The sequence below is a fragment of the Novosphingobium sp. FG90 genome (assembly GCF_057808725.1).
The window spans coordinates 36,211-59,528 of sequence record NZ_JBMDIO010000017.1 but is presented as its reverse complement, the minus strand read 5'-3'; the positions used below and the strand labels follow the sequence as shown (position 1 = coordinate 59,528).

Below are 23,318 nucleotides of genomic sequence, written 5' to 3'. Positions count from 1 at the left end.
CCGCAGTCATGTTCATCCTTAGCGGATAGTGGATACCGGCCAACCATCATCGGCGTTGTCGGAAGGCGGTGTCATCAGATCGATGTCATGGCGCCGGGACTTTCCTTCTCGGCCCCAGGCAACTAAAGCGCGCCGATGAACACCGCGCCTCACCAGTCCCGCCGCACTTTCGCGATCATCTCGCACCCTGACGCGGGCAAGACCACGCTGACCGAGAAGCTGCTGCTGCAGGGCGGCGCAATTCACCTCGCGGGGCAGGTCAAGGCGCGCGGTGCCGCGCGGCGCGCGCGGTCGGACTGGATGAAGATCGAGCAGCAGCGCGGCATTTCCGTGACCAGTTCGGTCATGACCTTCGAGCGCGACGGCATCACGTTCAACCTGCTCGATACGCCGGGTCACGAGGACTTTTCGGAAGACACCTACCGCACGCTCACGGCGGTCGATTCGGCGATCATGGTGATCGACGCGGCAAAGGGCATCGAGCCGCAGACCCGCAAGCTGTTCGAGGTCTGCCGCCTGCGCTCGGTGCCGATCATCACCTTCATCAACAAGGTCGACCGCGAAGGCCGTGCCTGCTTCGACCTGCTGGACGAAGTGGCCGACATGCTGGCGCTCGACGTGTGCCCGATGTCCTGGCCGGTCGGCATGGGCGGCGTGTTCGAGGGTATCCTCGACATCGCCAGCGGCGGCATCAGTCGCCCCGAAGGCCCATCGAAGGAATTCCTCGGCAAGATCGACCAGGGTGCCGCGCTGCCGTCGGCCGTAGCAGAGGAACTGGAACTGGCGCAGGCGGGCTATCCCGAGTTCGACGTAGAGGCCTATCGTGCAGGCGACCTGACGCCTGTATATTTCGGCTCGGCGCTCAAGAACTTCGGCGTTATGGAACTGATCGACGCGATCTCGCGCCACGCTCCGCCGCCGCGTCCGCAGCCTTCGGACCAGGGCAAGATCGAGCCGGACAACAAGGAAGTCACCGGCTTCATCTTCAAGGTGCAGGCCAACATGGACCCGATGCACCGTGACCGCATCGCGTTCATGCGCCTCGTCTCGGGCACCTTCAAGCGGGGCATGAAGCTGACGCCCTCGGGCCTTGGCAAGCCGATCGCGGTGCACTCGCCGATCCTCTTCTTCGCGCAGGACCGCGAGATCGCGGACAATGCCGAGCCCGGCGACATCATCGGAATTCCCAACCACGGCACCCTGCGCGTGGGTGACACTTTGTCGGAAAAGAACGACGTGCGCTTCGTCGGGCTGCCCAACTTCGCCCCGGAAATCCTGCGGCGGGTGGCACTGAAGGATCCAACGAAGACCAAGCAGCTTCGCAAGGCGCTCGACGACTTGTCCGAAGAGGGCGTGATCCAGGTTTTCTACCCGGAGATCGGCTCGCAATGGATCGTCGGCGTCGTCGGACAACTGCAGCTCGACGTGCTGATCAGCCGCCTCGAGGCCGAGTACAAGGTCGAGGCGGTGCTGGAAGGCTCCCCGTTCGACACTGCGCGCTGGCTGAAGGGCGACGACAAGGCGCTGCGCGACTTCGGGGAATTCAACAAGATGAACCTCGCCCGCGATCGCGACGGCGACCCGGTGTTCATGGCCCGCTCCGCCTGGGACGTGGGCTATCAGCAGGAACGCAATCCCGACCTGACGTTCAGCGCGACCAAGGAACGCTGAGCGGCACACAGCGGCACTCAACGACACCACAATGGCACATGAAGGAACCTGACGCGGCTCCGGCGGATTGCTAAGACGGTCACCCGTCGGAGCCGTTCGTTGCAGATAAAGTTCGCCAGCTACAACATCCACAAGGCCGTTGGTCTCGACCGGCGACGCGATCCCGAACGCATCCTGACCGTGCTCAAGGAAATCGACGCCGACGTCATTGCCCTGCAGGAAGTCGATCGCCGCTATGGCCGCCGGATGGCGGTGCTGCCGCTCGAAGCGATCCATGCCGCGACCGACTACGTTGCCGTCCCCATGTCGATGAAGCCCGACAGCCTCGGCTGGCACGGCAACGCGATCCTCGTGCGCAAGGGCATCGATCTCGTCGAGGCGTCGCCGGTTCCCCTGCCGGTGCTGGAGCCGCGCGGCGCGGTGCGGGCCGATCTCATGGTCGAGGGACGGCGCATGCGCGTGGTGGGTATGCACCTCGACCTGTCAGGTATCCGGCGGCGGCACCAGGTCCGCTCGGTGCTGTCCCACTGCGCCGATTGTTCCGAGCGTGTGCCCACGGTGATGATGGGCGACCTCAACGAATGGGCGCAGCGTGGCGGCTGCCTGCGCGAGTTCGACCGGAGCTGGCAGGTCCTCGCTCCGGGGCGCAGCTTTCCCTCGCGTCGGCCCATGGCGCTGCTCGACCGGATCATTGTCTCCGCCGAGTGGGAAGTGCTGGGAACCAACGTGCACCACAGCCCGTTGTCCGCCATAGGCTCGGACCATCTGCCGGTCTGTGCCTCACTTGTGTTGCCTAAATTTTAGGCAACTGCTCATGAATCGGGCGACGTTGCGTGCTTCCCGCGCGATCTTCGGTTTATCCACCTGCTGAATCACCACCGATTCTTGCTTGTTGGTAAACTGGCACGACCCTTGCTTAGTAACTTGTTAGCCGGCGCTGGGGCCGGTGGCTAACAGGGGATAGGCATGAAGTTCATCATCGCCATCATCAAGCCCTTCAAGCTGGACGAGGTTCGCGAGGCCCTTGGGGGTATCGGCGTCGCGGGCATGACCGTCTCGGAAGTGAAGGGCTTTGGTCGCCAGAAGGGTCAGACGGAGATCTACCGCGGCGCCGAATACTCGACGAACATGCTGCCCAAGGTGAAGATCGAGGTCGCCGCGCCTGACGATCTGGCGCCCAAGATCGTCGAGACGATCCAGCAGGTCGCGAGCACCGAGGCCATCGGTGATGGCAAGATCTTCGTCCTGGACCTCGCTTCGGCCGTGCGCATCCGCACCGGCGAGGCAGGCGACACCGCGCTCTGAGGGGAGCTTTCATGATGAACCGCAAGCTTATCGCCAAGGTTTCGGGGGGCATCGGCGCGACGCTGACGTCGCTGGCCGTTTCCACCGCCGCCTTCGCGCAGGATGCGACGCCGACCATCGACAAGGGCGACACCGCCTGGATGCTCACGTCGACCCTGCTCGTCTTCCTGATGATCCTGCCCGGCCTCGCGCTGTTCTACGGCGGCCTGACCCGCTCGAAGAACATGCTGTCGACGATGACGCAGATCGGTGCGGCGGCTTCGCTCGCCATGCTCATCTGGGTCATGTACGGCTATTCGATGGCCTTCGGTGAGGGCGGCAACGCCTTCGTGGCGGGCTTCGGCAAGGCGTTCCTCAAGGGCGTCACCCCCGATTCGGTTTCGGGCACCATTCCCGAATACGTCTTCGCCTGCTTCCAGATGACTTTCGCCGCGATCACCGTCGCGCTGGTCCTGGGTTCCACGGTCGAGCGTATCAAGTTCTCGGCGGTCATGGTCTTCGCGGTCGTCTGGCTGACGATCGTGTACTTCCCGATCGCGCACATGGTCTGGGCACCGACCGGCTACTTCTTCGGCCTCGGCGCGCTCGACTACGCGGGCGGCACCGTGGTCCACATCAACGCCGGTGTCTCGGCGCTGGTCGCCGCGATCATCCTCGGCAAGCGCAAGGGCTTCCCGAGCGAGCCGATGCCGCCGCACTCGCTGACGCTGACGTTCGTCGGCACCGGCCTGCTGTGGGTGGGCTGGTTCGGCTTCAACGCCGGTTCGGCTCTCTCGGCGAACGGCGCGGCTTCGCTCGCCATGATCAACACGTTCGTCGCCACCGCCTCGGCCGGCCTGTTCTGGATGCTCGCAGAGCGTCTCGCGGGTCACAAGGGTTCGGCCCTGGGCTTCTGCTCGGGCGTCGTCGCCGGTCTCGTCGCGGTCACTCCGGCTGCCGGCAACTCCGGCCCGTTCGGCGCGATCGTGCTGGGCGCCGTGGCTTCGATCATCTGCTTCTTCGCGGTCAGCAAGCTCAAGCCGATGCTCGGCTATGACGACGCGCTCGACGCATTCGGCGTCCACGGCATCGGCGGCATCGTCGGCGCCATCGGCACCGGCATCGTCTATGCTCCGTCGCTCGGCGGTCCCGGCAAGCCGGACTTCGTCATCGGCACGCAGTTGGTGATTCAGATCGAGGCGGTTCTCGCTACCGTGGTGCTCGCCACCATCGGCACCGTGATCGCGATCTTCATCGCCAAGGCAGTCACCGGCCTGCGCGTCACTCCCGAAGTCGAAGCCGACGGCCTCGACATCGGCGAGCATGGCGAGCGCGCCTACAACTAAGAATCTCCAGTTTGGCGGCGGCGGGAACTTCCTCCTCTCCTCCCTCCCGTCGTCGCCAACCGATGTTCCTCCTGCGAACACAACCTTCAAAGGGCCGGAGCCAGCCGCTCCGGCCCCTTTTTTATGCGCGTGATGTGTGGGATGCTGCTGCGGCGGGCGGCATAGGGGGAACGGGCATGAAATACGTCACGGCCATCATAAAGCCGTTCAAGTTCACCGAAGTGAAGGAGGCACTGGCCGCATCCGGCGTTTCGGGCCTGACCGTTTCCGAGGTCAGCGGTTTCGGCCGCCAGAAAGGGCAGACCGAAGTCTATCGAGGCGCTGAATATGCCTCGAGCATGTTGCCCAAGCTGCGGCTGGAAATCGCTGTCACCGATGAGATGGCGCCGCGCGTCGTCGAGATCGTGCGGGTGCACGCCAACAACGACGAGATCGGCGACGGCAAGATCTTCGTGTTTACGCTTGACCGCGTCGTGCGAATCCGCACCGGCGAGCAGGGTGACGACGCGCTATAGCCTCTGGCCGCGCACCCCGAGCCGCCATTTCGAGCGATGGACTCTGTCGAAGTATCGGCTCAACGGCCGGCGGAGAGCATCTCTATCAGTTGGCGAACCGGGCTGACGTCGTAGCCGGCGGCGGCCGCTTTGGAGGCAATCACGGCCGGGCTGTCGCCCGCCTTGGCGCGGGCCAGCGCCCACAGCAGCGTCGAGCGCGTGCCCGAGCGGCAATAGGCCAGAACCGGCCCCTCGACGTCGAGCGCCTGCTCCATCGCATCGACCTGTGCCTGGCTGAAACCGGCGTGAGTCACGGGAATCGCCACATAGTCGATGCCCGCAGCGCGGGCGGCGGCTTCGATCGCGTCGCCTGGCGTCTGGTCCTCGCTCTCGCCCTCGGGGCGATTGTTGACGATTCGCACGATGCCCAGCGCCCTGGCTTCGGCGATCATGTCGACGTCGATCTGCGGGCTTGCGAAGACGGTCTCGGTAATCTGGCGGAACATCTGCGCATTCTCCCGTAATCGAGTGGCCGGAAAGCCATGGGCAAGCGGCCTTCAAGACGCTTCACGCCCGCGAGGCAAGCCCATTCGTCGCTAAAAATCGGCTAATTCGTCGCGAAGCACTGCAAAGACCTCGCATTTCCGTTCGCCAACCCGTTTTGAGTCGTGTAAGAGTCATGTTCGCAGGAGAGGGTCGGGCTTTGCCCGGCCGCTCGCCTGACGTTTGGCGTGGATCGTCCGCCCGCCTGACGAATACTTCTGGGGCGCAGCGAAGGTACGCTAGTAGACATGGGTTTTGATAGAGGTCGTCGCGGAAGGGGACGCGACAATAAGCGGGGCGGAGAAGACGAGTTCGATCCGTTCTACGCTGGTGGCGGAGATCGCTTCGGCGGCGGTGATCGCGGCGGTTTCGGCGGCGGCGGCTTCGGTGGCGGTGACCGTTTCGGCGGTGGCGGCGGCTTCGGCGGCGGTGGTGATCGCGGCGGCTTCGGCGGCGGTGGTGGCGGCTTCGGCGGTGGCAACCGTGGCGGCGGCTTCGGCGGTGGCGGCGGCTTCGGCGGCCGTGGCGGCGGCGGCATGCCCGCACAGGTCGTCGGCCAGGGCAAGGGCGTCGTCAAGTTCTTCAACGCAGCGAAGGGCTTCGGCTTCATCCAGCGCGACGAAGGTGGCGACGATGTGTTCGTGCACATCAGCTCGGTCGAGCGCGCCGGCCTTGAAGGCCTGGCTGAAGGCCAGCAGCTTGAATTCCAGCTCGTCGATCGTGGCGGCAAGATCTCGGCGACCGACCTCGTGGTCGTTGGCGACGTGATCCCCGTCGCCAAGCGCGAGCCGGCGCCGCAGCGCCAGCTCACCGGCGAGAAGGCAACCGGCACGGTCAAGTTCTTCAACTCCATGAAGGGCTTCGGCTTCATCACCCGTGATGACGGTCAGCCGGACGCATTCGTGCACATCAGTGCGGTTGAGCGTTCGGGCATGTCCGGCCTCAACGAGGGCGACCAGGTTGAGTTCGACATCGAGGTCGATCGACGAGGCAAGTACTCGGCGGTCAACCTGCAGCCGCGTCAGGGTTGATCCTGCCTGCACTCCTCCCGGCCAGAACTCCTTAAGGACGTTTGACCCGGAGACTGCAAACATCTAAACGCGCGCAAATGGCGGTCCGGTAGGGCCGCCATTTGTCGTTTGCGATCTTCAAAGCGAGATTTCTCTACGGCCCTCGTCCAGGGGCTCGATTCTGCAAGGAATACCGACATGTCCATTACCCCGCTGATGCCCGTATATCCCCGGTGCGGCGTGCGTCCCGTTCGCGGCGAGCACTGCCATCTCATCAGCGAGGACGGTCGTCGATTCCTGGACTTCGCCAGCGGTATCGCTGTGAACGTGCTCGGCCACTCGCACGCGGGCCTGATCGGCGCCATCCAGAAGCAGGCCGAGACGCTTATGCACGTCTCCAACCTCTACGGCAGCCCGCAGGGTGAGGCGATCGCCAAGCGGCTCGTCGACCTGACGTTCGCCGACACAGTGTTCTTCACCAATTCCGGCGCCGAGGCGGTCGAGTGCGCGATGAAGACCGCGCGCGCCTATCACCAGTCGGTCGGCAACGACCAGAAGTATGAGCTGATCACCTTCAACCAGGCTTTCCACGGCCGCACGATGGCAACGATCAGCGCCTCCAGCCAGGAGAAGATGCACAAGGGCTTCCTGCCCCTGCTGCCCGGCTTCAAGTACGTCGAGTTCAACGACCTGGAGGCCGCCAAGGCCGCCATCGGCCCGAACACGGCGGGCTTCATGGTCGAGCCGATCCAGGGCGAAGGCGGGATCCGCATCGCCACCGACGAGTTCATGCAGGGCCTGCGCGCGCTGTGCGACGAGCATGACCTGATGCTCATCCTCGACGAAGTGCAGAGCGGCGTCGGCCGCGCCGGCACCTTCTATGCCTACGAGCAGTACGGCATCGAGCCGGACATCATGGCGACCGCCAAGGGCATCGGCGGCGGTTTCCCCGTCGGCGCCTGCCTCGCCACCGAGAAAGCGGCGCGCGGCATGGTCGCGGGCACGCATGGCTCGACGTATGGCGGCAACCCGTTCGCGATGGCCGCCATCGGCGCGATCCTCGACGTCGTTCCCGACGAGGCGTTCCTCGCCGACGTGCGCGCCAAGGGTGAGCGGATCAAGGCCCGCCTGGAGCAGTTCATCGGCAATTATCCCGATCTCTTCGAGCTGGTGCGCGGGCGTGGTCTGTTCATCGGCCTCAAGATGAAGGTCGAGCCGCGCGCTTTCGTCGCGCACGCGCGCGACAACCACGGACTGCTGACCGTTTCGGCGGGCGACAACGTGGTGCGCGTACTGCCGCCGCTCGTCATCGACGACAGCCACATCGACGAATTCATGGAAAAGCTTTCCGCCGCTGCGGCGAGCTACAAGACCGAAGAGACCGCGTGATGAGGGATTTCCTGAGTCTTTCCGATGCAGGCGGCGACACGATCGCCGCCATGATCAACGATGCGATCGACCGGAAGACGGCGCGCAAGGCATGGCCGAAAGGCCGTGCCGACGCCGATGCACCGCTCGCGGGGCACACGCTCGCGATGATCTTCGAGAAGAACTCCACCCGCACGCGCGTCTCGTTCGACATGGCTATGCGCCAACTCGGCGGCTCCGCGCTGATCCTGGAGGCCGGCTCGACCCAGATTGGGCGGGGCGAGTCGATCGCCGACACGGCGCGGGTGCTCAGCCGCATGGTCGACGCGATCATGATCCGTACCGACGATCACGCCAAGATCGAGGAACTCGCCCACTACGCCGACGTCCCTGTCATCAACGGCCTGACCGACCTGTCGCACCCTTGCCAGATCGTTGCCGACCTGCTGACGATCGTCGAGCACGGGCACGCGCTTCCGGGCCTGCAGCTGGCATGGCTGGGTGACGGCAACAACGTCGCCAACTCGCTGATCGAGGCGGCGGGGCTGATGAAGTTCACGATCCGCATCGGCGGTCCGGCGGGTTACGAACCGGACGCCGGGTTCATCGCGCGGTGCCACGCTGCCGGGGGCGAGGTCATCCTGACCAACGACCCGCAGGAAGCGGTAGCGGGCGCGCAGGTCGTGGTCACCGATACCTGGGTCTCGATGGGTCAGGCCGGCGGTGAGCAGCACGTGGCGGCGATGCAGCCCTATCAGGTCAACGCGGCGCTGATGGCCGCCGCGCGTCCCGAGGCGACCTTCCTTCACTGCCTGCCGGCGCACCGCAACGAGGAAGTCACGGACGAGGTCATGGACGGCCCGCAGTCGGCTGTCTGGGACGAGGCGGAGAACCGCATCCACGCCCAGAAGTCGGTCTTGCTCTGGGCATTGGGCAAGCTGTGAACGACGAGGACCTGCTGCGCGACGACACCGGCTTCGACCGGGTACTGGGCTTCACCGTGTCCGCGCGCCACGTGCGCGGGCGCATGGTCCGGCTTGGTCCCGTGCTGGAGACGGTGCTGTCGGCACATGACTACCCCGGGGTGGTCAAGCACGTGCTGGCCGAAGCGCTGGTCCTGACGGCGCTGATGGGCTCGCTGCTCAAGGAGGAGAACGCGCAGCTGACCTTCCAGGCGCAGGCCGAGGGCGGCGCGGTGGATCTTCTGGTATGCGACTATCGCAACGGTGAACTGCGCGGTTACCTGCGCCACGACCCCGAAATGGCCGGGGCGCTGGAGGAAGACTGCTCGCTCGAGACGATGTTCGGCAAGGGTTATCTTGCGATCACTTTCGATCTGGCCACCAGTGGCGAGCGTTACCAGGGCATCGTGCCGCTGGAAGGGGAATCGCTGGCGCACGCCTGCGAGAGCTATTTCGCGCAGTCGGAGCAGCTACCCACGCTGATCCGCATCGCCGTGCGCTCGAACGGGCCGCGATGCGTGGCGGGCGGTATCCTCGTGCAGCACTTCCCCGATGGCGAGGAGGGGCGTGAGCGCCTTCACGTCAAGGAGGACCATCCGGACTGGGAGCATGTTGCTATCCTTGCCGGGACGGTGCAGTCCTCCGAACTGGTCGATCCGGTGCTCACTCTGGAGCAGCTGGCGTGGCGCCTGTTCCACGAGGAAAGCGAAGTGCGCGTCGAACCGCTGCTGCCGTTGAGCCGCGGCTGCCGCTGCACCGTAGAGCACTATATGTCGATCCTATCGAAGTTTCCCGAGGATCAGCTTGAGGACATGCGCGACGATGATGGGCACATCCCGGTCGACTGCGCGTTCTGTTCGAAGGTTCTGCGCGTCCCGGCGTGAACGTCATATTTTCGCCATGCCGATGCGCGACTTGAATTCCGGGGCGCCCCTGCCGATGTTGTGTGCGGCGGGACGTTTTCAGGGTGCGACGGAATGTTTTCTAGGTCTTTTCTTGCGGTTCTTGGTCTGGGCGCCTGCCTGGCGGCTGCCTTGCCCGCCTATGCGCAGAAGCAGTCGCTCGGCATGCTTGATGAACTGGCGCACGGCGGCTGGGAATTGCGCGAACGCGGCGGGCCGGTTCGCAATATCTGCCTGGATAGCGGGCGTCGGCTGATCCAGCTGCGGCACCCGGGCGTGCCGTGCAGTACCGTCGTGGTCGATGACCAGGCTGATCAGGTGACGGTGCAGTACACCTGCCGCGGGCAAGGCTACGGGCGTACCCAGATCCGTCGTGAGACGGACGGGCTCGTGCAGATAGACAGCCAGGGCATCGTCAATGGGCTGCCTTTCGCGTTTTCGGCTGAAGGGCGCCGAACGGGCGAATGTCGCGGCTGAGGGGCCGGACGGACGAGATCGGGGGCCGGGGACCGCTCATTTGATCGTTGTCGTCGCGGCGCAAGGGGCGTAGCGGGACATGATGAATGAAGAGACATCCCCTCCGTCGGCTTCGATCGGTCCGCAAGCCGTGGTGCTCCTGTCCGGCGGCCTCGATTCCATGGTTTCCGCCGGTATTGCACGCGAACGTGGCTTCGCCGTCAACGCGCTGACCATCGACTACAACCAGCGGCACCGGCGTGAACTGGACGCTGCTGCCGAGATCGCCCGCGTCATCGGTGCGCAGCGCCATGTCGTGCTGCCGCTCGACCTGAGGCGCTTTGGCGGATCGGCCCTGACCGATGACATAGCAGTGCCCAAGGATGGGGTCGGTACGGACATTCCAGTGACGTATGTGCCAGCGCGCAACCTGGTGTTCCTGTCGCTGACGCTGGCATGGGCCGAGGCGATCGGCGCCAACGACATCTTCATCGGCGTCAATGCGCTGGACTACTCGGGCTATCCCGATTGCCGGCCGGAGTTCATCTCTGCCTTCGAGAACATCGCCGCGCTGGCGACCAAGGCCGGGGACGAGGGGCAGAAACTGCGTATTCACGCCCCGCTGCAGTTGATGAGCAAGGCCGATATCGCCCGCGAGGCGGACCGCCTTGGTCTCGATCCGGGCATGAGCTGGTCTTGCTACGATCCGCAGCCTGCTGGTCGCGCCTGCGGGCTGTGCGACAGTTGCCGTCTGCGCAAAGGCGGCTTCGAGGAAGCGGGCCTTAACGATCCGACGCCTTACGCGGCCTGATCGTCGATCCAGGCAATGCACAAAAGGAAAGCCCGGTGAGCGATCTCACCGGGCTTTCCTTTTGTGCCCGTTACCGTTCCGGTCCGCCATTGCCTTGACATGAGGATAAAAGAAAAGGGGGCCGGATTGCTCCGACCCCCCGATCTTGTACCGTTGCCGGTCGCTTACATGCCCGAACCCGGACCGTAAGTGATCTCGACGCGACGGTTCTGCAGCTCGCGCACGCCGTCCGCAGTCGGAACGCGCGGGTTGGCTTCACCGAACGCCTGGCTCGAGATCGAGCCGTCGGGGATGCCGTGGCTGGTCAGGTACGCACGGACCGAAGCGTTACGACGCTCCGACAGGCCCATGTTGTACTTCGGCGTACCCGAACGGTCGGTGTAGCCGGCCAGCATGATCGGCACGCTGTCGCAGTTCGCGTAAGCGCTGACGGCGCTGTCGAGAATGGTCGACGCTTCCGGCGTGATGTCCGACTTATCCCAGTCGAAGAACACGATGTACGGACCCTTGTTGCAGACCGGAGCCGGCGGCGGGGGCGGAGGAGGCGGCGGCGGGGGCGGCGGCGGGGGCGGCGGGGGCGGCGGGGGAGCAGCTTCCTGTCCGCCGAAGTTGTACGCCAGGGTGCCGAGCAGCGAGTGCGAACGCCAGCGGGTGCTGATGTTCTCGCCGGCCGGGCCGACGAGGTCGACGTTCGACACGTTCATGAAGCGGTACTTCAGACCCACATCCCAGTGCGAGCTGAGCGGAGCACGGATGCCCGCGATCGCCTGCCATGCGAAGCCGCTGTCCGAATCGTCGATCACGTCCGCGTGGACGCGAGCGACACCGGCGCCGCCGCCGACGAAGCCCTGCAGGCCGTCGTCCGGACCGAAGTCCAGAAGGCCGTTGACCATGAACGACAGGTTGCTGGCATCAGCGCCGCCCGAGTTCTTGATCGCGGCCTGGCGATAGCTGGCTTCGGTTTCGAGACGGAACGGGCCGAAGTCGTAACCGAGCGTCGCGCCGCCGTCGAAGCCCTTCTTGAAGTCGATCGTGGTGCTGTCACCGTCGACGACAGTGTCAGCGTCTTCGACGATCATGCCGCCGAAGTCGAGTTCGAGATACCACGACTTGTCGCGCGCGAGCGCGGGAGTGGCGAAGGCGGTCGAAGCCAGCGCCAGTCCAAGGACGAGTTTCCTCATACGTTTCCCCTACAAAGAGATTTGGAGCCACCGAGTGCGAGAGTGTCTAACCCCTTGGCTTTACGTGTGCAAGCGCACATTAAGCGCGACTGTTGCAAATATGTCGCGTTTGCGGGAGCTTGGGAGGTCGTTGCGCCCTCACTATCCAGAATCTGCAACACCCCTGAAACCCCTGTTTCCTTGCACCCGTCAAGCCGAAGGCAGAATACCCAAGGCCTGGAGAGCCGAGACCAGATCGTTGATCGCGGTCCGAGCCTCCCCATCAACACTCGTCCCTCCAAGTGGTTCCACCGGGAGCGAAGCTTTTCTCCACAAACCAAAAAACAGCATCTCGGCGCCGCGTGAGGCATCGAATACGCGCAGGCCGTCGCGGGGGATGACGAAGGCCCAGCCGGAGCCGCGAGACAGGGCAATGGCACCGTCCCGCCCCGACCAATCGCCGGAGGCATCGGCACCGACGATCCAGGCGTCGTTTTCTAAGGGATTTTCCGGGGGCGAACTCGCTTCGCCGCACACCAGGCAGTGCATCAATGCATCACTCAGCATAAGCGCTTCGTTGACGAACAGCTCCTTCTGCGCTTGCCCGGAATGCGTGGCTGTGTTGGGGACCGCGCAGCGATTCGGGCTCGGCGGCGGAGTAGAGCGTGGCCTGCGCGCCGTTCGGCCATGTAAGGCGGCGCAGCGAGGGTTCGAACACCGGACGCCGCCATGGCGCACCGACGTTGAGCAACCCGCTCTCGCCCTCGACCATCACGGTACGCGCTTCGGTGAGGTTGGCGGCGACGAGGGCGATGCGTGCGGAGGGCTCGGCCTCGGCGATGGCGGATGCCCATTCGGCGCCGCAGCGGGTCTTGCCGAAACCGCGCCCGGCCATGACCAGCCACACGCGCCAGTCTCCGGCCGGGGGAAGCTGCCCGGGGCGCGCCCAGAGCCGCCAGTGCCAGTTCCATTCGCGGCGTTCCTCGGGTTCGAGGGCGTCGAGATGGCTTTCGATCTCGGTCGGGGTAGCGTCGCGCAGCCAGTCATGGTCAGCCATCGGCAGCGTCCTTCATTTCCGCGTTGCGGCGGGCGAGGACCTGGCGGCGCAGCTGTTCCAGCTTGGCGTCGATGGCGGCGCGCACGACCGCGACGTCCTCGTTTTCGCGCATGGCGCGTTCGCGGGCCACGTTCTCGCGGTGGAGGCCGAGCAGGCGCAGGGCGTTGGCGTTGTCGAACTTGACCGCGCCGTCCTTGGCCTCGCCGAAGCGCAGGCGGTGGAGCACTTCGAGTTCGAGGTTCTGGTAGCCTTCGAGCAGCGCGGTCTGCCACTTGCGGGCGAACTCCTGCTCCACCCGGCGCACCTTGTAGGCCCGCGCGGGGTGGACTTCGGCAATGGCGGCCGCGGCGGTGACGTTGGACGTTTCGGCCAGCGCCGCAAGGAAGTACGTGCGCCAGTGCTGCGGAATCTCGCCTTCTTCCTGTTTCTTCAGGGACGGACGGATCTTGGTTCGCGGACGGCGCGACCTGGCGCCGGGCGAAGCCTGCTTCGGCTCGACCATGTGGGGGATCCTGTACTGGAGAGGCGGGCAGGTCGGCGAAAGCGACCTTGCATCGGCGGTGTTCCTGATATGTACCAATCTGGCGTAAGGAAGTCAAGACAAAATAACCAAATGGGTTTTTGTTTCGCGCTTGCCGCACTGCAGCGTCGTCCCTAATCAGGGCGCGACCTAAGCGGGGGAATCTGGAAATGCTGCGCGGCCTCTACGAATGGACCATGGCCAAGGCCTCGCACCGCCACGCGGGCTGGTGGCTGGCGGCGTTCGCCTTCATGGAGGCAAGCTTCTTCCCGGTGCCGCCGCATCCGCTGCTGGGCCTGATGTGCCTGGCCGAGCCGAAGAAGGCGATTCGCTACGCCGCCATCGCGACGCTCGCCTCGGTGGCGGGCGGACTGCTCGGCTACGCGATCGGCCACTTCGCCTATGCTGCTTTCGGCGAGGCGTTGCTTCGCGCGCTGCACTTGTCGGAGAGCTTCCCCAAGGCTGCCTGCTATTTGCGCGACTACGGGGCCGAGATCATCATCGTGAAGGGCGCCACGCCGATCCCCTTCAAGCTGCTGACGATCACGGCGGGCTTCATCGGCATGAACCTGCTGGTGTTCGTGGGTGCCTCGATCGTCTCGCGCTCGATCAGCTTCATGATCGTGGGCGTGCTGTTCCGCCTGTTCGGCGCGCCGATCAAGGCGGTGATCGACAAGCACCTGGGCAAGGTGACGGTGGGCTTCGTGGTCCTGATCATTGCCGGATTCCTTGCCGTGTCGCTGCTTGGCGGCGGCTCGAAGCAGACCAATGAGAAGTGCGCCTCGGCTGTGGCGGCAAAAACCGTCTGAGCGCTTTGCCTCGGCGATGCGGCCGACCTAGCCTCCCTCCCGACAACAGATCGGGAGAGAGGCCGTGTCGTTCAGTATCAGTCCGCTGCAGGAAGACCTGCCCTTCGGCATACGCATCCGTGGTCTGACGCTCGCCGCGCTGCAGGACAAGGCGCTGCGTGACCGGATCGACGCGCTGTTCGTCCGGCACGGGATGATCGTGTTCGAGGACGTCGAGCAGAGCGACGAGATGCAGTTGGCGATCTCCGGCTGCTTCGGCCCGCTCAAGGAACATCCGGTCAAGGGCGTGTCCCGCGTCGATTCGGCGCGCCTGCCGGGGGTGATCGAGATCCGCAGCCGACGCGGCAAGGGTATCGTCGAGGTCGACGGGCGGCAGGTTTCGCACTGGCTGCCCTGGCATTTCGACCACTGCTACAACGACGAACTCAACCGTGCGGGCGTACTGCGCTCGGTCGAGCGGGTGGAGGAGGGCGGCATCACCGGCTTCCTCGACGGAGTGGCGCTCTACGCCGAGTTCCCGCAGGACTTGCGCCGCCGGATCGAGGGCGCCGAAGTCGCCTATCGCCTCGAGACCCAGTTCGACGACCTGAAGTTCGGCTGCCCCGGCCAGTATCGCATGATCGAGCCCAAGCCGATGCCTGAAGGCTTCGCGGAGCAGGTGGCGGCGATGCCGCGTGCGATCCATCCGGCGGTCTGGACCCGCCCCACCGGCGAAAAGGTGCTCCACGTCTCGGCCTACATGGCGCAGGGCATCGTCGGTGACGAGACCGCCGGCGGCAACGCCCTGCTGGAAGAGGTCTGCCAGCAGATCAACCGGCTGGGGACGCGCTTTTCGTACCAGCACAAGTGGCGGCCGGATGACATGGTCATCTGGGACAACTTGCGGATGCTGCACTGCGTATCGGGCAACGATCCCGACGAGGAGCGGCTGATGTATCGCACCACGATCGCGGGAGACTATCGCCTCGGTCGCTGGGAGACGGCGCCGGGAGATGCCGTTTCCGCCGATGCGATGGCATAACCGGCCATGGCGAAGATCGATGTTAATGGCCTGACCCTGGACTACGAGCTGATCGGCGATGCAGGCGCGCCGCCGCTGGTGCTGACGCCCGGCGGCCGCTACGCGCGTGACACGGCAGGCGTGCCCGAACTGGGCGCGAAGCTGGCCGAGGGCGGTTACCGCGTGCTCCTGTGGGACCGCCCCGGCTGCGGGGCGTCCGACATCGCCTTCACCGCGCCCAGCGAATCGGTGATGAACGCCGAGGCGCTGGTCGGCCTCGTCGATGCGCTGGAACTGAGGGACGTAACGCTGGCGGGCGGCTCTGCGGGCTCGCGCATCACGCTGATGGCGGCGGCGCGCATGGCGGCCAACGTTCGCCGCATGGCGATCTGGTGGATCAGCGGCGGGCCGGTGGGGCTGGCGGGCCTGGCATGGTACTATTGCGGAGACCAGATCGCGGCCGCCAGCAAGGGCGGCATGGAGGCCGTCGCGCAGCTTCCGAGCTGGGCCGACCAGATCGCACGCAATCCCCGGCTGCGCGACATCCTGCTGGCGCAGGATGCCGATGCCTACATCGCCACCATGCAGCGCTGGGGCAAGGCCTTCGGCTATTCCGACGCCTCGCCGGTGCCGGGCATGGCCGAGGCGGACTTCGCCCGGTTGACCATGCCGGTGCTGACGTTCCGCTCGGGCCACAGCGACATGGCGCATACGCGCGAGACGTCGGAATGGGTTCATCGCCTGCTGCCGGCATCGACGATGGTGGAGCCACCCTGGGGCGACCAGGAGTGGAACTACGTCTCGACCTTCCCGGAGGACCTCGCCGCCCGCAGGGGCCGGTTCGAGCGCTGGCCGCTGCTGGCGCCGATGCTCCTCGACTGGTTCGGGCGCTGACCGGGCCATGGACCTTTCGGAACTGATCGACCGCCACGCCATCCATCAGGTGCTGCTGCGGTACGCGCGCGGCCTCGACCGGCTGGACAACGCGCTTGCGCGCAGCTGCTACTGGGACGATGCGATCGAGGATCACGGCCATTTCGTAGGCACGCCCGACGACTTCATTCGCTGGGCCGACGGCACCACGCTGATGTTCGAGGCGACGCAGCACGCGATTCTCAACCATGTCTGCGACCTGCAGGGTGACCAGGCGTTCTGCGAGACTTACTATCACTTCTCGGGCGTGACGGCCGAGGGGCCGAACTTCATGTCGACCGGTCGCTACGTCGATCACTTCCGCAAGCGCGACGGGGAATGGCGCATCGCCAACCGGGTCACCCTCGTCGAAGGCACCTATGACGTTCCGAAGGCCGCGCTCGCGCCGCCGCCGGGCAGTGCCTACACGCCGCAGGCGCCCAGCCAGGCCAGCCGCGACTGCAGCGATGTGAGCTACCACCGCCCACCGGTTCCACGTCGGCCGGGTTAGCGGTGGGAACGGCTCCCCCTTTCGTTTCATTTCCGGAATTTTCCGCCCCGCGACAACCGCTTGACTGCCGTAACAGTTGTGTCATCCTTCCATTGCTGCACCGCAAGGTAGCGGTGCCGGAAGGAGGGCTATGGCTGGTCGGCCGGTTGGAGCTTCGTCGGATTTCCGCGGGTCAGCGGATTTTCTAAGGCAGCTTGAGGGCTATGGCCTCACGACTGTCGAGATCCACTATTTCCTGCCCGATCATCCCCGGTTCCTGCAGCTTTTCGCTTTCCAGCAATACGACGTGGCGCCGCGCTTCCCGGTGCTGCGCGATTTCCTCGACTACTGGACGCGAGAGATCGAAGGGCCGCTCCATTCGGTGCGGATCGCGCACAATCACCTGATCGGGCCGCAGGAATGGCGGGCCGTGGACGGGATCATCTCGATCCACTGACGGGACATTGCCGGGACATCGCTACACGGGTGGCAGGGAACCGGCGCGGGAAGGTCTTGTTCCTGACATGCTGCGCGCCGATAACCGGCGTCATCCGCAAAGAGGAGACAGCCATGTCCAAGATCGTCGTCGTCGTAGGCAGCCTTCGCACCGAGTCCTTCAACCGCAAGCTGGCTGAGGCGCTGATCCGCCTGCCGGCCGCAGAGGGGCATGACTTCACCTTCGCCGACATCGGCTCGCTGCCGCTCTACGATCAGGATGACGATGGCGACCAGGCCGAGAGCGTCAAGGCGCTGAAGGCGCTGGTTTCGGGTTCGGACGGCGTGATGTTCGTGACGCCGGAATACAACCGCTCGATGCCGGGCGTGCTCAAGAACGCGATCGACAATGCCTCGCGGCCTTATGGGCAGAGCGCCTGGGCGGGCAAGCCTGCGGGGGTGATCGGCGTGTCGGTGGGCGCGATCGGAACGGCGCTGGCGCAGCAGCACTTGCGCAACGTGCTGGCCTATCTCGACATGCCGACGCTCGGCGCGCCCGAGGCGTTCCTGCAGTGGAAGGACGGGCTGTTGAACGAGGACGGCACCGTGGGCGCGCAGTCGGCCGATTTCCTCGGCCGCTGGATGAAGGCTTTCCTGAACTACGTGGCCATCCATAGCTGACGTAGTTCCTCCCCGAGCTTGCTCGGGGAGGGGGACCACTCGAAGAGTGGTGGAGGGGCACAGGCCGGAATTACATGGGCCGGAGGGGCAGCGCTTTGCGGCGCGTGCCCCTCCACCATGCTGCGCATGGTCCCCCTCCCCCGATGGGGGAGGAATGCGAGGTCAGATGATCCCCACCGCCGTGCCGGCGCGGGTGAACATGCCGATGATCTGCTGAACTTGCTCGGCCGAATGCTCGGCGCAGAGCGAGCAGCGCAGCAGCGTCATGTTCGCGGGCGTCGCCGGCGGGCGCGCGAGGTTCACGTAAAGACCTTCGTGCAGCAGCGCTTCCCACATCATCGCGCCGCGTTCCAGATCGGGCATGATGACCGAGATGATCGCGCTCTGCGGCTCGGTGGTGCCGAGCTGGAAGCCTGCGTCGGTCAGGCCCTTGTGCAAGGTGCGCGAGCTGTCCCACAGGTGCGCGCGCTTGTCGGCGGCGGTCATCAGCTTGCGGATCGAGGTGGTCGCGGTGGCGACGACGCTCGGCGGCAGGCTGGCGGTGAACACGTAGGGGCGGCAGACCAGGCGCATGATCTCGAACTTGGGATGGTTCGAGACGCAGAAGCCGCCGACGGTGCCGACCGACTTGGAGAAGGTGCCGATGACGAAATCGACGTCGTCGAGGCAGCCCTGCTCCTCGGCCACGCCGCGTCCGTTGGGGCCGATGAAGCCCATCGAGTGCGCCTCGTCGACCAGCACCATCGCGCCGTACTTCTTGGCGACCGCGATCATCTCCTTGAGCGGGGCGATGTCGCCGAGCATCGAGTAGACGCCCTCGAGGATCACCAGCTTGCCGGCGCCCTCGGGAATGCGCTTGAGGCGCTTTTCCATCGCCTCGATGTCGTTGTGCTTGAACGGCACGACTTCGGCGTCGCCCATCTTGCAGCCGTCCCAGATCGAGGCGTGGCTGTCGATGTCGAGGACGATGTAATCGCCCTTGCCGGCGATGGTCGAGATGATCCCGAGGTTGGCCTGGTAGCCGGTCGAGAACACCATCGCGTGGTCCATGGCGTAGAAGTCGCAAAGCGCCTCTTCCACCGCCTTGTGGCCCGCGTAGGTGCCGTTGAGTACCCGGCTGCCGGTCGTACCCGAGCCGAAGTCGTCGAGCGCCTGCTTGCCCGCCGCGATCACGTCGGGGTCGAAGGTCATGCCCATGTAGTTGTAAGTGCCCAGCAAAATCGTCTCGCGCCCGTTGCACATGGCGACGGTGGGGGAGATGACGCGCTCCATGACCAGCCCGAACGGATCGGTCACGCCGGTGGCCAGAAGATCGCTCCGCATCTTGATGAGCGGATCGAACTTGCTGAAAAGGTCAGTAGTATCAGACATTTGCAATCAGCCCTTGAGCTTGACCACGGCATCGACGAGCTGGCCGTAGTTCTCGATCTCGGCCTGGGCATTCATCGAGATGATGATGTCGAACTCGTCCTCGATGGCGGCGACGAAGTCCATCACCGTCAGGCTGTCGAATTCCAGGTCGTCGGTGAAACGGGTGGCGTCGGTCACTTCGACGCCCTTCTTGTTGAAGGGCTCGATCAGCGCGGCGATGCGGGCCGAAGTCTCTGCGCGGTCCATGGGTACTTAACTCCGAAAGCGTCGGGCGGCTCTCTGGCCGGGAATTGCGGCGCAAAAGCGGCGCGGGTGCAACATGTCAAGGGCGCGCTTACAGCAGCGCCCGTACCGCCTGCATGAACGGGCCGATCGAAACCGGCTTGGCCAGATAGCCTTCCGCCCCGGCCTCGCGGATGCGTTCCTCGTCGCCCTTGCCCGCATAAGCGGTTACCGCGAGCACGGGAATCGTGCGCAGGACCGGGTCCTTCTTCGCCGCTTCGATCAGGTCCAGACCCGAGACATTGGGCAGCTGGATGTCCATGATGACGAGATTCGGCACGAATTGCCGCGCCTTGTCGAGCGCGTCGAGACCATCGGCACACGGCTCCACCGCGTAGCCCTGACTGCGAAGCACGTCGCAAAACAGCTTCCGGTTGAGATCGTTGTCCTCGACAACGAGGATTCGCTTTGCCATTCGACGCCCTGATGACCATCTGGGGTAATACGCCCCGTCTATTCCGTCCGAGTGAGACTGACAATTCTTCGAGAGCCCTCATCCCCATCCGATCCGCAGGCGTTGGCCCTGAACGCCCTCGGCTGGGTGCTGAGCGATCAGGACCGCGCCGAGCGTTTCCTCTCGCTCACCGGCCTGACGCCGGAGGAACTGCGCGCCTCGCTGGGTGAACCCTCCACGCTGGGCGCGGTGATGGATTTCCTGTGCGCGCACGAGCCGGACCTGCTGGGCGCGGCCGATGCGCTGGGCGTCCAGCCCGAGGTGCTGGTTGCCGCACAAAGGAAGCTGGGCGCATGACGAAACCGCTGCTCATCACCGACTGCGACGAAGTGCTGCTCCACATGATCAAGCACTTTCGCGACTGGCTGGCCGAGGAAGAAGGCGTCCACTTCGACATCGAGAACGGCGAGTTCTACAAGTCGATGCGCCGGATCGGCAGCGACACACCACTGGAACAGGCGGAGATGTGGGCCTTGCTCAACGGCTTCTTCGATTCGCAGATGCACCGCCAGACGCCGATCGAAGGCGCGGTGGAGGCGATCGCCGCGATCCGCGAGCACGCCGATGTGGTGGTCCTGACCAACCTCATGGATTTCCGCCGCGAAGCGCGTGAGGCGCAGCTGATCGAGCACGGCATGCCGCTGCGCGTCTTCACCAACCAGGGGCCGAAAGGCCCGGCGCTCCAGGCGATCCTCGACGAGTACCAGCCCAGCCGCGCGGTCTTCATCGACGACCTGTCGCAGCATCACGGGTCGGTCTTCGAGGTTTCCCCCCAAGTTCGCCGACTGCACTTGTGCGGCGAGCCGAAGATCGCCCCCAACATCAAGTGCGCCCTCCAGCTCGGCCACGCCCACGCGCGGATCGATGACTGGAAGGCCGCGCTCCCCTGGCTGCTCGACAGCCTGACCCGCGAAGAAGAGGAATTCCATGAGCAAGATTGATGACCGTCTCGCCGAACTCGGCCTGACCCTGCCCGCAGCGGCGGCCCCGGTCGCCGCTTATGTCGCCGTGGTCGAGACCAATGGCTTGGCCCACGTTTCCGGCCAGCTCCCCTTCGTCGACGGCAAGCTCGTCACCGGCCGTCTGGGTGAGGACGTCGCCGTCGAGGCAGGCACCGAGGCCGCGCAGGCCTGCGGCGTGATGATCCTGGCGCAGCTGAAAGCCGCGCTCGGCTCGCTCGACCGGGTGGAGCGGATCGTCAAGCTGGGCGGCTTCGTCAATTCGACCGGCGATTTCACCGACCAGCCCAAGGTAATCAACGGCGCCTCCGAGCTGATGGTCGCGGTCTTCGGCGATGCCGGCAAGCATGCGCGCAGCGCGGTCGGCGTGCCGGTGCTGCCGCTGGGCGCCGCCGTCGAAGTGGACGCCATCGTTGCCGTTCGCCCTGCTTGATCGCTGGCGTGCACCTGCACCCGATCCGCGCAAGGTCGCGTGGATCGGGGCGCAGGACTATGCCCATCGCGGGCTGCACGGAGCAGGCGTGCCGGAGAACTCGCGCGCGGCTTTTGCCAAGGCCATCGCGGCGGGCAACGGCATCGAACTCGACGTGCAACGTTCGAGCGATGGCCAACCCGTCGTCTTTCACGACGACACGCTCGACCGCTTGACCGGCGAGAGCGGCCCGACCGAGCGCCGCAGCGCCGCGCAACTGGGCACGATCACGCTGAAGGTCGCGGGAGGGGCAGACACCACCGAGACCATTCCCAGCTTGCGGCAGGTCCTGGCGCAAGTCGGCGGCAAGGTTCCGGTGCTCATCGAGATCAAGTCGGATCGCAAGGTTCGCATCGCTGCGCTGTGCCTTGCGGTACGGCGCGTGCTGGAGGGCTATACCGGCCCGCACGCTGTGATGAGCTTCGATCCGCGGGTCTCGCGCTGGTACTGGCGGCATTCCCCGCACACCGTGCGCGGCCTGATCGTCTCCGAGGGCGAGGACCGCGCGCTTCCCGGCAAAATCCGCCGCCGCCTGTGGTTGTGGCACGCGCGGCCGGATTTCCTCGCCTACGACGTGCGCGACCTGCCGAGCCGCTTCGCCGCTGCCCAGCGCCGTCGGGGCCTGCCTGTCGCGACCTGGACCGTGCGCAAATCCGAACACGACGAACGCGCGGAGGCCTATGCCGACGCGGCGATCTTCGAAGTGCGCGAAGGGGATGCGTGAGCGAGGGCAGCTTCACCGTTCGCCTGCTCGGCGCCGTGGGCGATTTGCCTGCCGATCAGTGGGACACACTGACCGATGGCACGAACCCTTTCGTCAGTCATGCTTTCCTGACCGCTATGGAACGGTCGGGCAGCGTTGGCGGCCGCAGCGGGTGGACGGCGCTGCCGCTGGTGATTGATGGTCCGGATGGCGCGCTCGCCGCCGCGCTTCCCGCTTATCTCAAGGAGCATTCGCAAGGGGAATACGTCTTCGACCATGCCTGGGCGGACGCCTGGCACCGTGCGGGCGGATCGTATTACCCCAAGCTCCAGATCGCGGTGCCGTTCACGCCCGCTACCGGGCCGCGCCTGCTGACGCCGCACCCGGAACTCATGCTGCCCCTGCTGCGCGCGGCGGAGACGCTGTGCCGCGATAACGGCCTGTCCTCGGCCCACGCGACTTTCATCGAGCCGGCGCAAGTTCCGGTGTTCGAGAACGCGGGATGGCTGCTGCGCGAGGATATCCAGTTCCACTGGGAGAATCGCGGCTACTCGACGTTCGATGACTTCCTTGCCGCCCTGTCCTCGCGCAAGCGCAAGGATCTGCGCAAGGAACGCGAGAAAGCGCAGGAGGGTGTCGAGATCAGGGCGCTGTCGGGCGAGGAGATCACCGAGGCGCACTGGGATGCCTTCTGGGATTTCTACCAGGACACCGGCGCGCGCAAATGGGGCCGCCCCTACCTGACGCGCGAGGCGTTCAGCCTGCTAGGCTCGATGATGGCTGACCGCATCCTGATGGTCCTTGCCTTCATCGACGGACATCCGGTGGCGGGCGCGCTGAACTTCATCGGCGGCGAGGCGCTATACGGGCGCTACTGGGGCGCCGTGGTCGACAAGCCGTTCCTGCACTTCGAATTGTGCTACTATCAGGCGATCGACGCCGCGATCCGGCTCGGCCTGAGCCGCGTGGAGGCGGGCGCGCAGGGCGGGCACAAGCTGGCGCGAGGCTACGAGCCGGTGCGAACGATCTCGGCGCATTACATCGTCCACGACGGCTTGCGTGCCGCGATCGCCGACTATCTTGAACAGGAGCGGGCAGGCATCGCCACCGACCAGCTGCGGCTGGGCGGGCATTCGCCCTTCAGAAAGGACGACACCTAAGGCAGA

At 65.4% G+C, this 23,318-nt stretch carries 29 protein-coding genes and 1 pseudogene; 22 read left to right on the top strand and 8 right to left on the bottom strand.

The window, feature by feature from the left end:
• Window positions 1-135 precede the first annotated feature (135 nt).
• The 5 genes from ACODRZ_RS15705 to ACODRZ_RS15685 all read left to right on the top strand — a co-directional run bounded on the left by ACODRZ_RS15705 (window position 136) and on the right by ACODRZ_RS15685 (window position 4,816).
• Window positions 136-1,671, top strand: a complete 1,536-nt coding sequence (locus tag ACODRZ_RS15705; protein ID WP_488971750.1) for a peptide chain release factor 3 — start codon at window positions 136-138, stop codon at window positions 1,669-1,671.
• A gap of 99 nt (window positions 1,672-1,770) precedes the next feature.
• Entirely contained in the window at window positions 1,771-2,475 is a 705-nt protein-coding gene (locus ACODRZ_RS15700) for an endonuclease/exonuclease/phosphatase family protein (protein WP_488971751.1), read from the top strand.
• Between the two features lie 162 nt (window positions 2,476-2,637).
• Window positions 2,638-2,976, top strand: coding sequence for a P-II family nitrogen regulator (locus ACODRZ_RS15695; RefSeq protein WP_008832047.1), 339 nt, complete (start codon window positions 2,638-2,640; stop codon window positions 2,974-2,976).
• A 14-nt stretch (window positions 2,977-2,990) separates the two neighbouring features.
• Window positions 2,991-4,301, top strand: a complete 1,311-nt coding sequence (locus ACODRZ_RS15690) for an ammonium transporter (RefSeq protein WP_488971752.1) — start codon at window positions 2,991-2,993, stop codon at window positions 4,299-4,301.
• Between the two features lie 176 nt (window positions 4,302-4,477).
• On the top strand, window positions 4,478-4,816 hold the full coding sequence (locus tag ACODRZ_RS15685) for a P-II family nitrogen regulator (RefSeq protein ID WP_488971753.1): 339 nt from the start codon (window positions 4,478-4,480) through the stop codon (window positions 4,814-4,816).
• Between the two features lie 59 nt (window positions 4,817-4,875).
• On the opposite strand, the gene ACODRZ_RS15680 is transcribed toward ACODRZ_RS15685, so the two are convergent.
• Window positions 4,876-5,301, bottom strand: a complete 426-nt coding sequence (locus ACODRZ_RS15680; protein ID WP_488971754.1) for a protein tyrosine phosphatase family protein — start codon at window positions 5,299-5,301, stop codon at window positions 4,876-4,878.
• A gap of 285 nt (window positions 5,302-5,586) precedes the next feature.
• Between ACODRZ_RS15680 and ACODRZ_RS15675 the strand changes: the two genes are divergently transcribed.
• The 6 genes from ACODRZ_RS15675 (at window position 5,587) to queC (ending at window position 10,847) form a co-directional block, all read left to right on the top strand.
• Window positions 5,587-6,369, top strand: coding sequence for a cold-shock protein (locus ACODRZ_RS15675; RefSeq protein WP_488971755.1), 783 nt, complete (start codon window positions 5,587-5,589; stop codon window positions 6,367-6,369).
• A 177-nt stretch (window positions 6,370-6,546) separates the two neighbouring features.
• Complete coding sequence (locus tag ACODRZ_RS15670; protein ID WP_488971756.1) at window positions 6,547-7,737, top strand: aspartate aminotransferase family protein; 1,191 nt, start codon at window positions 6,547-6,549, stop codon at window positions 7,735-7,737.
• The gene (gene argF, locus ACODRZ_RS15665) at window positions 7,737-8,660 is read left to right on the top strand and encodes an ornithine carbamoyltransferase (RefSeq protein ID WP_488971757.1); all 924 of its coding nucleotides are present in this window, start codon (window positions 7,737-7,739) and stop codon (window positions 8,658-8,660) included. Before ACODRZ_RS15670 ends, argF begins: the two co-directional genes overlap by 1 nt.
• Window positions 8,657-9,562 (top strand): Hsp33 family molecular chaperone HslO, encoded by a 906-nt coding sequence (gene hslO / locus ACODRZ_RS15660; protein WP_488971758.1) that lies wholly within the window; start codon window positions 8,657-8,659, stop codon window positions 9,560-9,562. The genes argF and hslO overlap by 4 nt, the downstream gene beginning before the upstream one ends.
• A gap of 93 nt (window positions 9,563-9,655) precedes the next feature.
• Window positions 9,656-10,057: a DUF3617 domain-containing protein gene (locus ACODRZ_RS15655; RefSeq protein WP_488971759.1), complete on the top strand. Its 402-nt coding sequence runs from the start codon at window positions 9,656-9,658 to the stop codon at window positions 10,055-10,057.
• A gap of 82 nt (window positions 10,058-10,139) precedes the next feature.
• Window positions 10,140-10,847, top strand: coding sequence for a 7-cyano-7-deazaguanine synthase QueC (gene queC, locus ACODRZ_RS15650; protein WP_488971760.1), 708 nt, complete (start codon window positions 10,140-10,142; stop codon window positions 10,845-10,847).
• A 164-nt stretch (window positions 10,848-11,011) separates the two neighbouring features.
• Here queC and ACODRZ_RS15645 read toward each other — a convergent pair whose 3' ends face one another.
• The 4 genes and pseudogenes from ACODRZ_RS15645 to ACODRZ_RS15630 all read right to left on the bottom strand — a co-directional run bounded on the left by ACODRZ_RS15645 (window position 11,012) and on the right by ACODRZ_RS15630 (window position 13,566).
• Complete coding sequence (locus tag ACODRZ_RS15645; protein ID WP_488971761.1) at window positions 11,012-12,028, bottom strand: OmpA family protein; 1,017 nt, start codon at window positions 12,026-12,028, stop codon at window positions 11,012-11,014.
• Between the two features lie 189 nt (window positions 12,029-12,217).
• Window positions 12,218-12,574, bottom strand: coding sequence for a DUF2793 domain-containing protein (locus ACODRZ_RS15640; RefSeq protein WP_488971762.1), 357 nt, complete (start codon window positions 12,572-12,574; stop codon window positions 12,218-12,220).
• A gap of 40 nt (window positions 12,575-12,614) precedes the next feature.
• Window positions 12,615-13,064, bottom strand: a pseudogene (locus ACODRZ_RS15635) (terminase large subunit domain-containing protein); the annotation flags it as partial.
• Window positions 13,057-13,566: a hypothetical protein gene (locus tag ACODRZ_RS15630; protein ID WP_488971763.1), complete on the bottom strand. Its 510-nt coding sequence runs from the start codon at window positions 13,564-13,566 to the stop codon at window positions 13,057-13,059. The gene ACODRZ_RS15630 and the pseudogene ACODRZ_RS15635, both read right to left, overlap by 8 nt.
• Window positions 13,567-13,754: 188 nt before the next feature.
• On the opposite strand from ACODRZ_RS15630, the gene ACODRZ_RS15625 reads away from it, so the two are divergent.
• The 6 genes from ACODRZ_RS15625 (at window position 13,755) to ACODRZ_RS15600 (ending at window position 17,911) form a co-directional block, all read left to right on the top strand.
• Window positions 13,755-14,393, top strand: coding sequence for a YqaA family protein (locus ACODRZ_RS15625; RefSeq protein ID WP_488971764.1), 639 nt, complete (start codon window positions 13,755-13,757; stop codon window positions 14,391-14,393).
• 64 nt (window positions 14,394-14,457) lie between these two features.
• Entirely contained in the window at window positions 14,458-15,414 is a 957-nt protein-coding gene (locus tag ACODRZ_RS15620; RefSeq protein WP_488971765.1) for a TauD/TfdA dioxygenase family protein, read from the top strand.
• A gap of 6 nt (window positions 15,415-15,420) precedes the next feature.
• Window positions 15,421-16,287, top strand: coding sequence for an alpha/beta fold hydrolase (locus tag ACODRZ_RS15615; protein WP_488971766.1), 867 nt, complete (start codon window positions 15,421-15,423; stop codon window positions 16,285-16,287).
• Between the two features lie 7 nt (window positions 16,288-16,294).
• Window positions 16,295-16,816: a nuclear transport factor 2 family protein gene (locus ACODRZ_RS15610; RefSeq protein ID WP_488971767.1), complete on the top strand. Its 522-nt coding sequence runs from the start codon at window positions 16,295-16,297 to the stop codon at window positions 16,814-16,816.
• Window positions 16,817-16,946: 130 nt separating this feature from the next.
• Window positions 16,947-17,252 carry an usg protein gene (locus ACODRZ_RS15605; protein WP_488971768.1) on the top strand — a complete coding sequence of 102 codons (306 nt, stop codon included), beginning with the start codon at window positions 16,947-16,949 and terminating at the stop codon, window positions 17,250-17,252.
• 113 nt (window positions 17,253-17,365) lie between these two features.
• A complete protein-coding gene (locus ACODRZ_RS15600; protein ID WP_488971769.1) occupies window positions 17,366-17,911 on the top strand; it encodes an NADPH-dependent FMN reductase in 546 nt (181 codons plus the stop codon).
• Between the two features lie 162 nt (window positions 17,912-18,073).
• On the opposite strand, the gene spt is transcribed toward ACODRZ_RS15600, so the two are convergent.
• From spt to ACODRZ_RS15585, 3 genes are all read right to left on the bottom strand, one after another.
• The gene (spt, locus tag ACODRZ_RS15595; RefSeq protein ID WP_488971770.1) at window positions 18,074-19,282 is read right to left on the bottom strand and encodes a serine palmitoyltransferase; all 1,209 of its coding nucleotides are present in this window, start codon (window positions 19,280-19,282) and stop codon (window positions 18,074-18,076) included.
• 6 nt (window positions 19,283-19,288) lie between these two features.
• Window positions 19,289-19,528: an acyl carrier protein gene (locus tag ACODRZ_RS15590; protein WP_008827771.1), complete on the bottom strand. Its 240-nt coding sequence runs from the start codon at window positions 19,526-19,528 to the stop codon at window positions 19,289-19,291.
• Between the two features lie 88 nt (window positions 19,529-19,616).
• The gene (locus ACODRZ_RS15585) at window positions 19,617-19,979 is read right to left on the bottom strand and encodes a response regulator (RefSeq protein WP_008827772.1); all 363 of its coding nucleotides are present in this window, start codon (window positions 19,977-19,979) and stop codon (window positions 19,617-19,619) included.
• A gap of 102 nt (window positions 19,980-20,081) precedes the next feature.
• Here ACODRZ_RS15585 and ACODRZ_RS15580 point away from each other — a divergent pair, with 102 nt between their 5' ends.
• From ACODRZ_RS15580 to ACODRZ_RS15560, 5 genes are read left to right on the top strand one after another with little or no spacing between them, the layout of a single operon-like run.
• Window positions 20,082-20,315 carry a DUF3572 domain-containing protein gene (locus ACODRZ_RS15580; protein WP_488971771.1) on the top strand — a complete coding sequence of 78 codons (234 nt, stop codon included), beginning with the start codon at window positions 20,082-20,084 and terminating at the stop codon, window positions 20,313-20,315.
• Complete coding sequence (locus tag ACODRZ_RS15575; RefSeq protein ID WP_488971772.1) at window positions 20,312-20,959, top strand: HAD family hydrolase; 648 nt, start codon at window positions 20,312-20,314, stop codon at window positions 20,957-20,959. Before ACODRZ_RS15580 ends, ACODRZ_RS15575 begins: the two co-directional genes overlap by 4 nt.
• Window positions 20,946-21,410, top strand: coding sequence for a RidA family protein (locus tag ACODRZ_RS15570; RefSeq protein WP_488971773.1), 465 nt, complete (start codon window positions 20,946-20,948; stop codon window positions 21,408-21,410). The genes ACODRZ_RS15575 and ACODRZ_RS15570 overlap by 14 nt, the downstream gene beginning before the upstream one ends.
• On the top strand, window positions 21,391-22,173 hold the full coding sequence (locus tag ACODRZ_RS15565) for a glycerophosphodiester phosphodiesterase family protein (protein WP_488971774.1): 783 nt from the start codon (window positions 21,391-21,393) through the stop codon (window positions 22,171-22,173). The genes ACODRZ_RS15570 and ACODRZ_RS15565 overlap by 20 nt, the downstream gene beginning before the upstream one ends.
• Window positions 22,170-23,312 carry a GNAT family N-acetyltransferase gene (locus tag ACODRZ_RS15560; protein ID WP_488971775.1) on the top strand — a complete coding sequence of 381 codons (1,143 nt, stop codon included), beginning with the start codon at window positions 22,170-22,172 and terminating at the stop codon, window positions 23,310-23,312. The genes ACODRZ_RS15565 and ACODRZ_RS15560 overlap by 4 nt, the downstream gene beginning before the upstream one ends.
• The last annotated feature ends 6 nt before the right edge of the window (window positions 23,313-23,318 follow it).

Excerpts from the sequence above, each read along its gene's own strand:
- ACODRZ_RS15705 (WP_488971750.1), top strand. The coding sequence starts at position 136 with ATGAACACCGCGCCTCACCAGTCCCGCCGCACTTTCGCGATCATCTCG.
- ACODRZ_RS15695 (WP_008832047.1), top strand. The coding sequence starts at position 2,638 with ATGAAGTTCATCATCGCCATCATCAAGCCCTTCAAGCTGGACGAGGTT.
- ACODRZ_RS15690 (WP_488971752.1), top strand. The coding sequence starts at position 2,991 with ATGAACCGCAAGCTTATCGCCAAGGTTTCGGGGGGCATCGGCGCGACG.
- ACODRZ_RS15685 (WP_488971753.1), top strand. The coding sequence starts at position 4,478 with ATGAAATACGTCACGGCCATCATAAAGCCGTTCAAGTTCACCGAAGTG.
- ACODRZ_RS15680 (WP_488971754.1), bottom strand. The coding sequence starts at position 5,301 with ATGTTCCGCCAGATTACCGAGACCGTCTTCGCAAGCCCGCAGATCGAC.
- ACODRZ_RS15675 (WP_488971755.1), top strand. The coding sequence starts at position 5,587 with ATGGGTTTTGATAGAGGTCGTCGCGGAAGGGGACGCGACAATAAGCGG.
- ACODRZ_RS15670 (WP_488971756.1), top strand. The coding sequence starts at position 6,547 with ATGTCCATTACCCCGCTGATGCCCGTATATCCCCGGTGCGGCGTGCGT.
- argF (WP_488971757.1), top strand. The coding sequence starts at position 7,737 with ATGAGGGATTTCCTGAGTCTTTCCGATGCAGGCGGCGACACGATCGCC.
- ACODRZ_RS15655 (WP_488971759.1), top strand. The coding sequence starts at position 9,656 with ATGTTTTCTAGGTCTTTTCTTGCGGTTCTTGGTCTGGGCGCCTGCCTG.
- queC (WP_488971760.1), top strand. The coding sequence starts at position 10,140 with ATGAATGAAGAGACATCCCCTCCGTCGGCTTCGATCGGTCCGCAAGCC.
- ACODRZ_RS15645 (WP_488971761.1), bottom strand. The coding sequence starts at position 12,028 with ATGAGGAAACTCGTCCTTGGACTGGCGCTGGCTTCGACCGCCTTCGCC.
- ACODRZ_RS15640 (WP_488971762.1), bottom strand. The coding sequence starts at position 12,574 with ATGCTGAGTGATGCATTGATGCACTGCCTGGTGTGCGGCGAAGCGAGT.
- ACODRZ_RS15630 (WP_488971763.1), bottom strand. The coding sequence starts at position 13,566 with ATGGTCGAGCCGAAGCAGGCTTCGCCCGGCGCCAGGTCGCGCCGTCCG.
- ACODRZ_RS15625 (WP_488971764.1), top strand. The coding sequence starts at position 13,755 with ATGCTGCGCGGCCTCTACGAATGGACCATGGCCAAGGCCTCGCACCGC.
- ACODRZ_RS15615 (WP_488971766.1), top strand. The coding sequence starts at position 15,421 with ATGGCGAAGATCGATGTTAATGGCCTGACCCTGGACTACGAGCTGATC.
- ACODRZ_RS15610 (WP_488971767.1), top strand. The coding sequence starts at position 16,295 with ATGGACCTTTCGGAACTGATCGACCGCCACGCCATCCATCAGGTGCTG.
- ACODRZ_RS15605 (WP_488971768.1), top strand. The coding sequence starts at position 16,947 with ATGGCTGGTCGGCCGGTTGGAGCTTCGTCGGATTTCCGCGGGTCAGCG.
- ACODRZ_RS15600 (WP_488971769.1), top strand. The coding sequence starts at position 17,366 with ATGTCCAAGATCGTCGTCGTCGTAGGCAGCCTTCGCACCGAGTCCTTC.
- spt (WP_488971770.1), bottom strand. The coding sequence starts at position 19,282 with ATGTCTGATACTACTGACCTTTTCAGCAAGTTCGATCCGCTCATCAAG.
- ACODRZ_RS15590 (WP_008827771.1), bottom strand. The coding sequence starts at position 19,528 with ATGGACCGCGCAGAGACTTCGGCCCGCATCGCCGCGCTGATCGAGCCC.
- ACODRZ_RS15585 (WP_008827772.1), bottom strand. The coding sequence starts at position 19,979 with ATGGCAAAGCGAATCCTCGTTGTCGAGGACAACGATCTCAACCGGAAG.
- ACODRZ_RS15575 (WP_488971772.1), top strand. The coding sequence starts at position 20,312 with ATGACGAAACCGCTGCTCATCACCGACTGCGACGAAGTGCTGCTCCAC.
- ACODRZ_RS15570 (WP_488971773.1), top strand. The coding sequence starts at position 20,946 with ATGAGCAAGATTGATGACCGTCTCGCCGAACTCGGCCTGACCCTGCCC.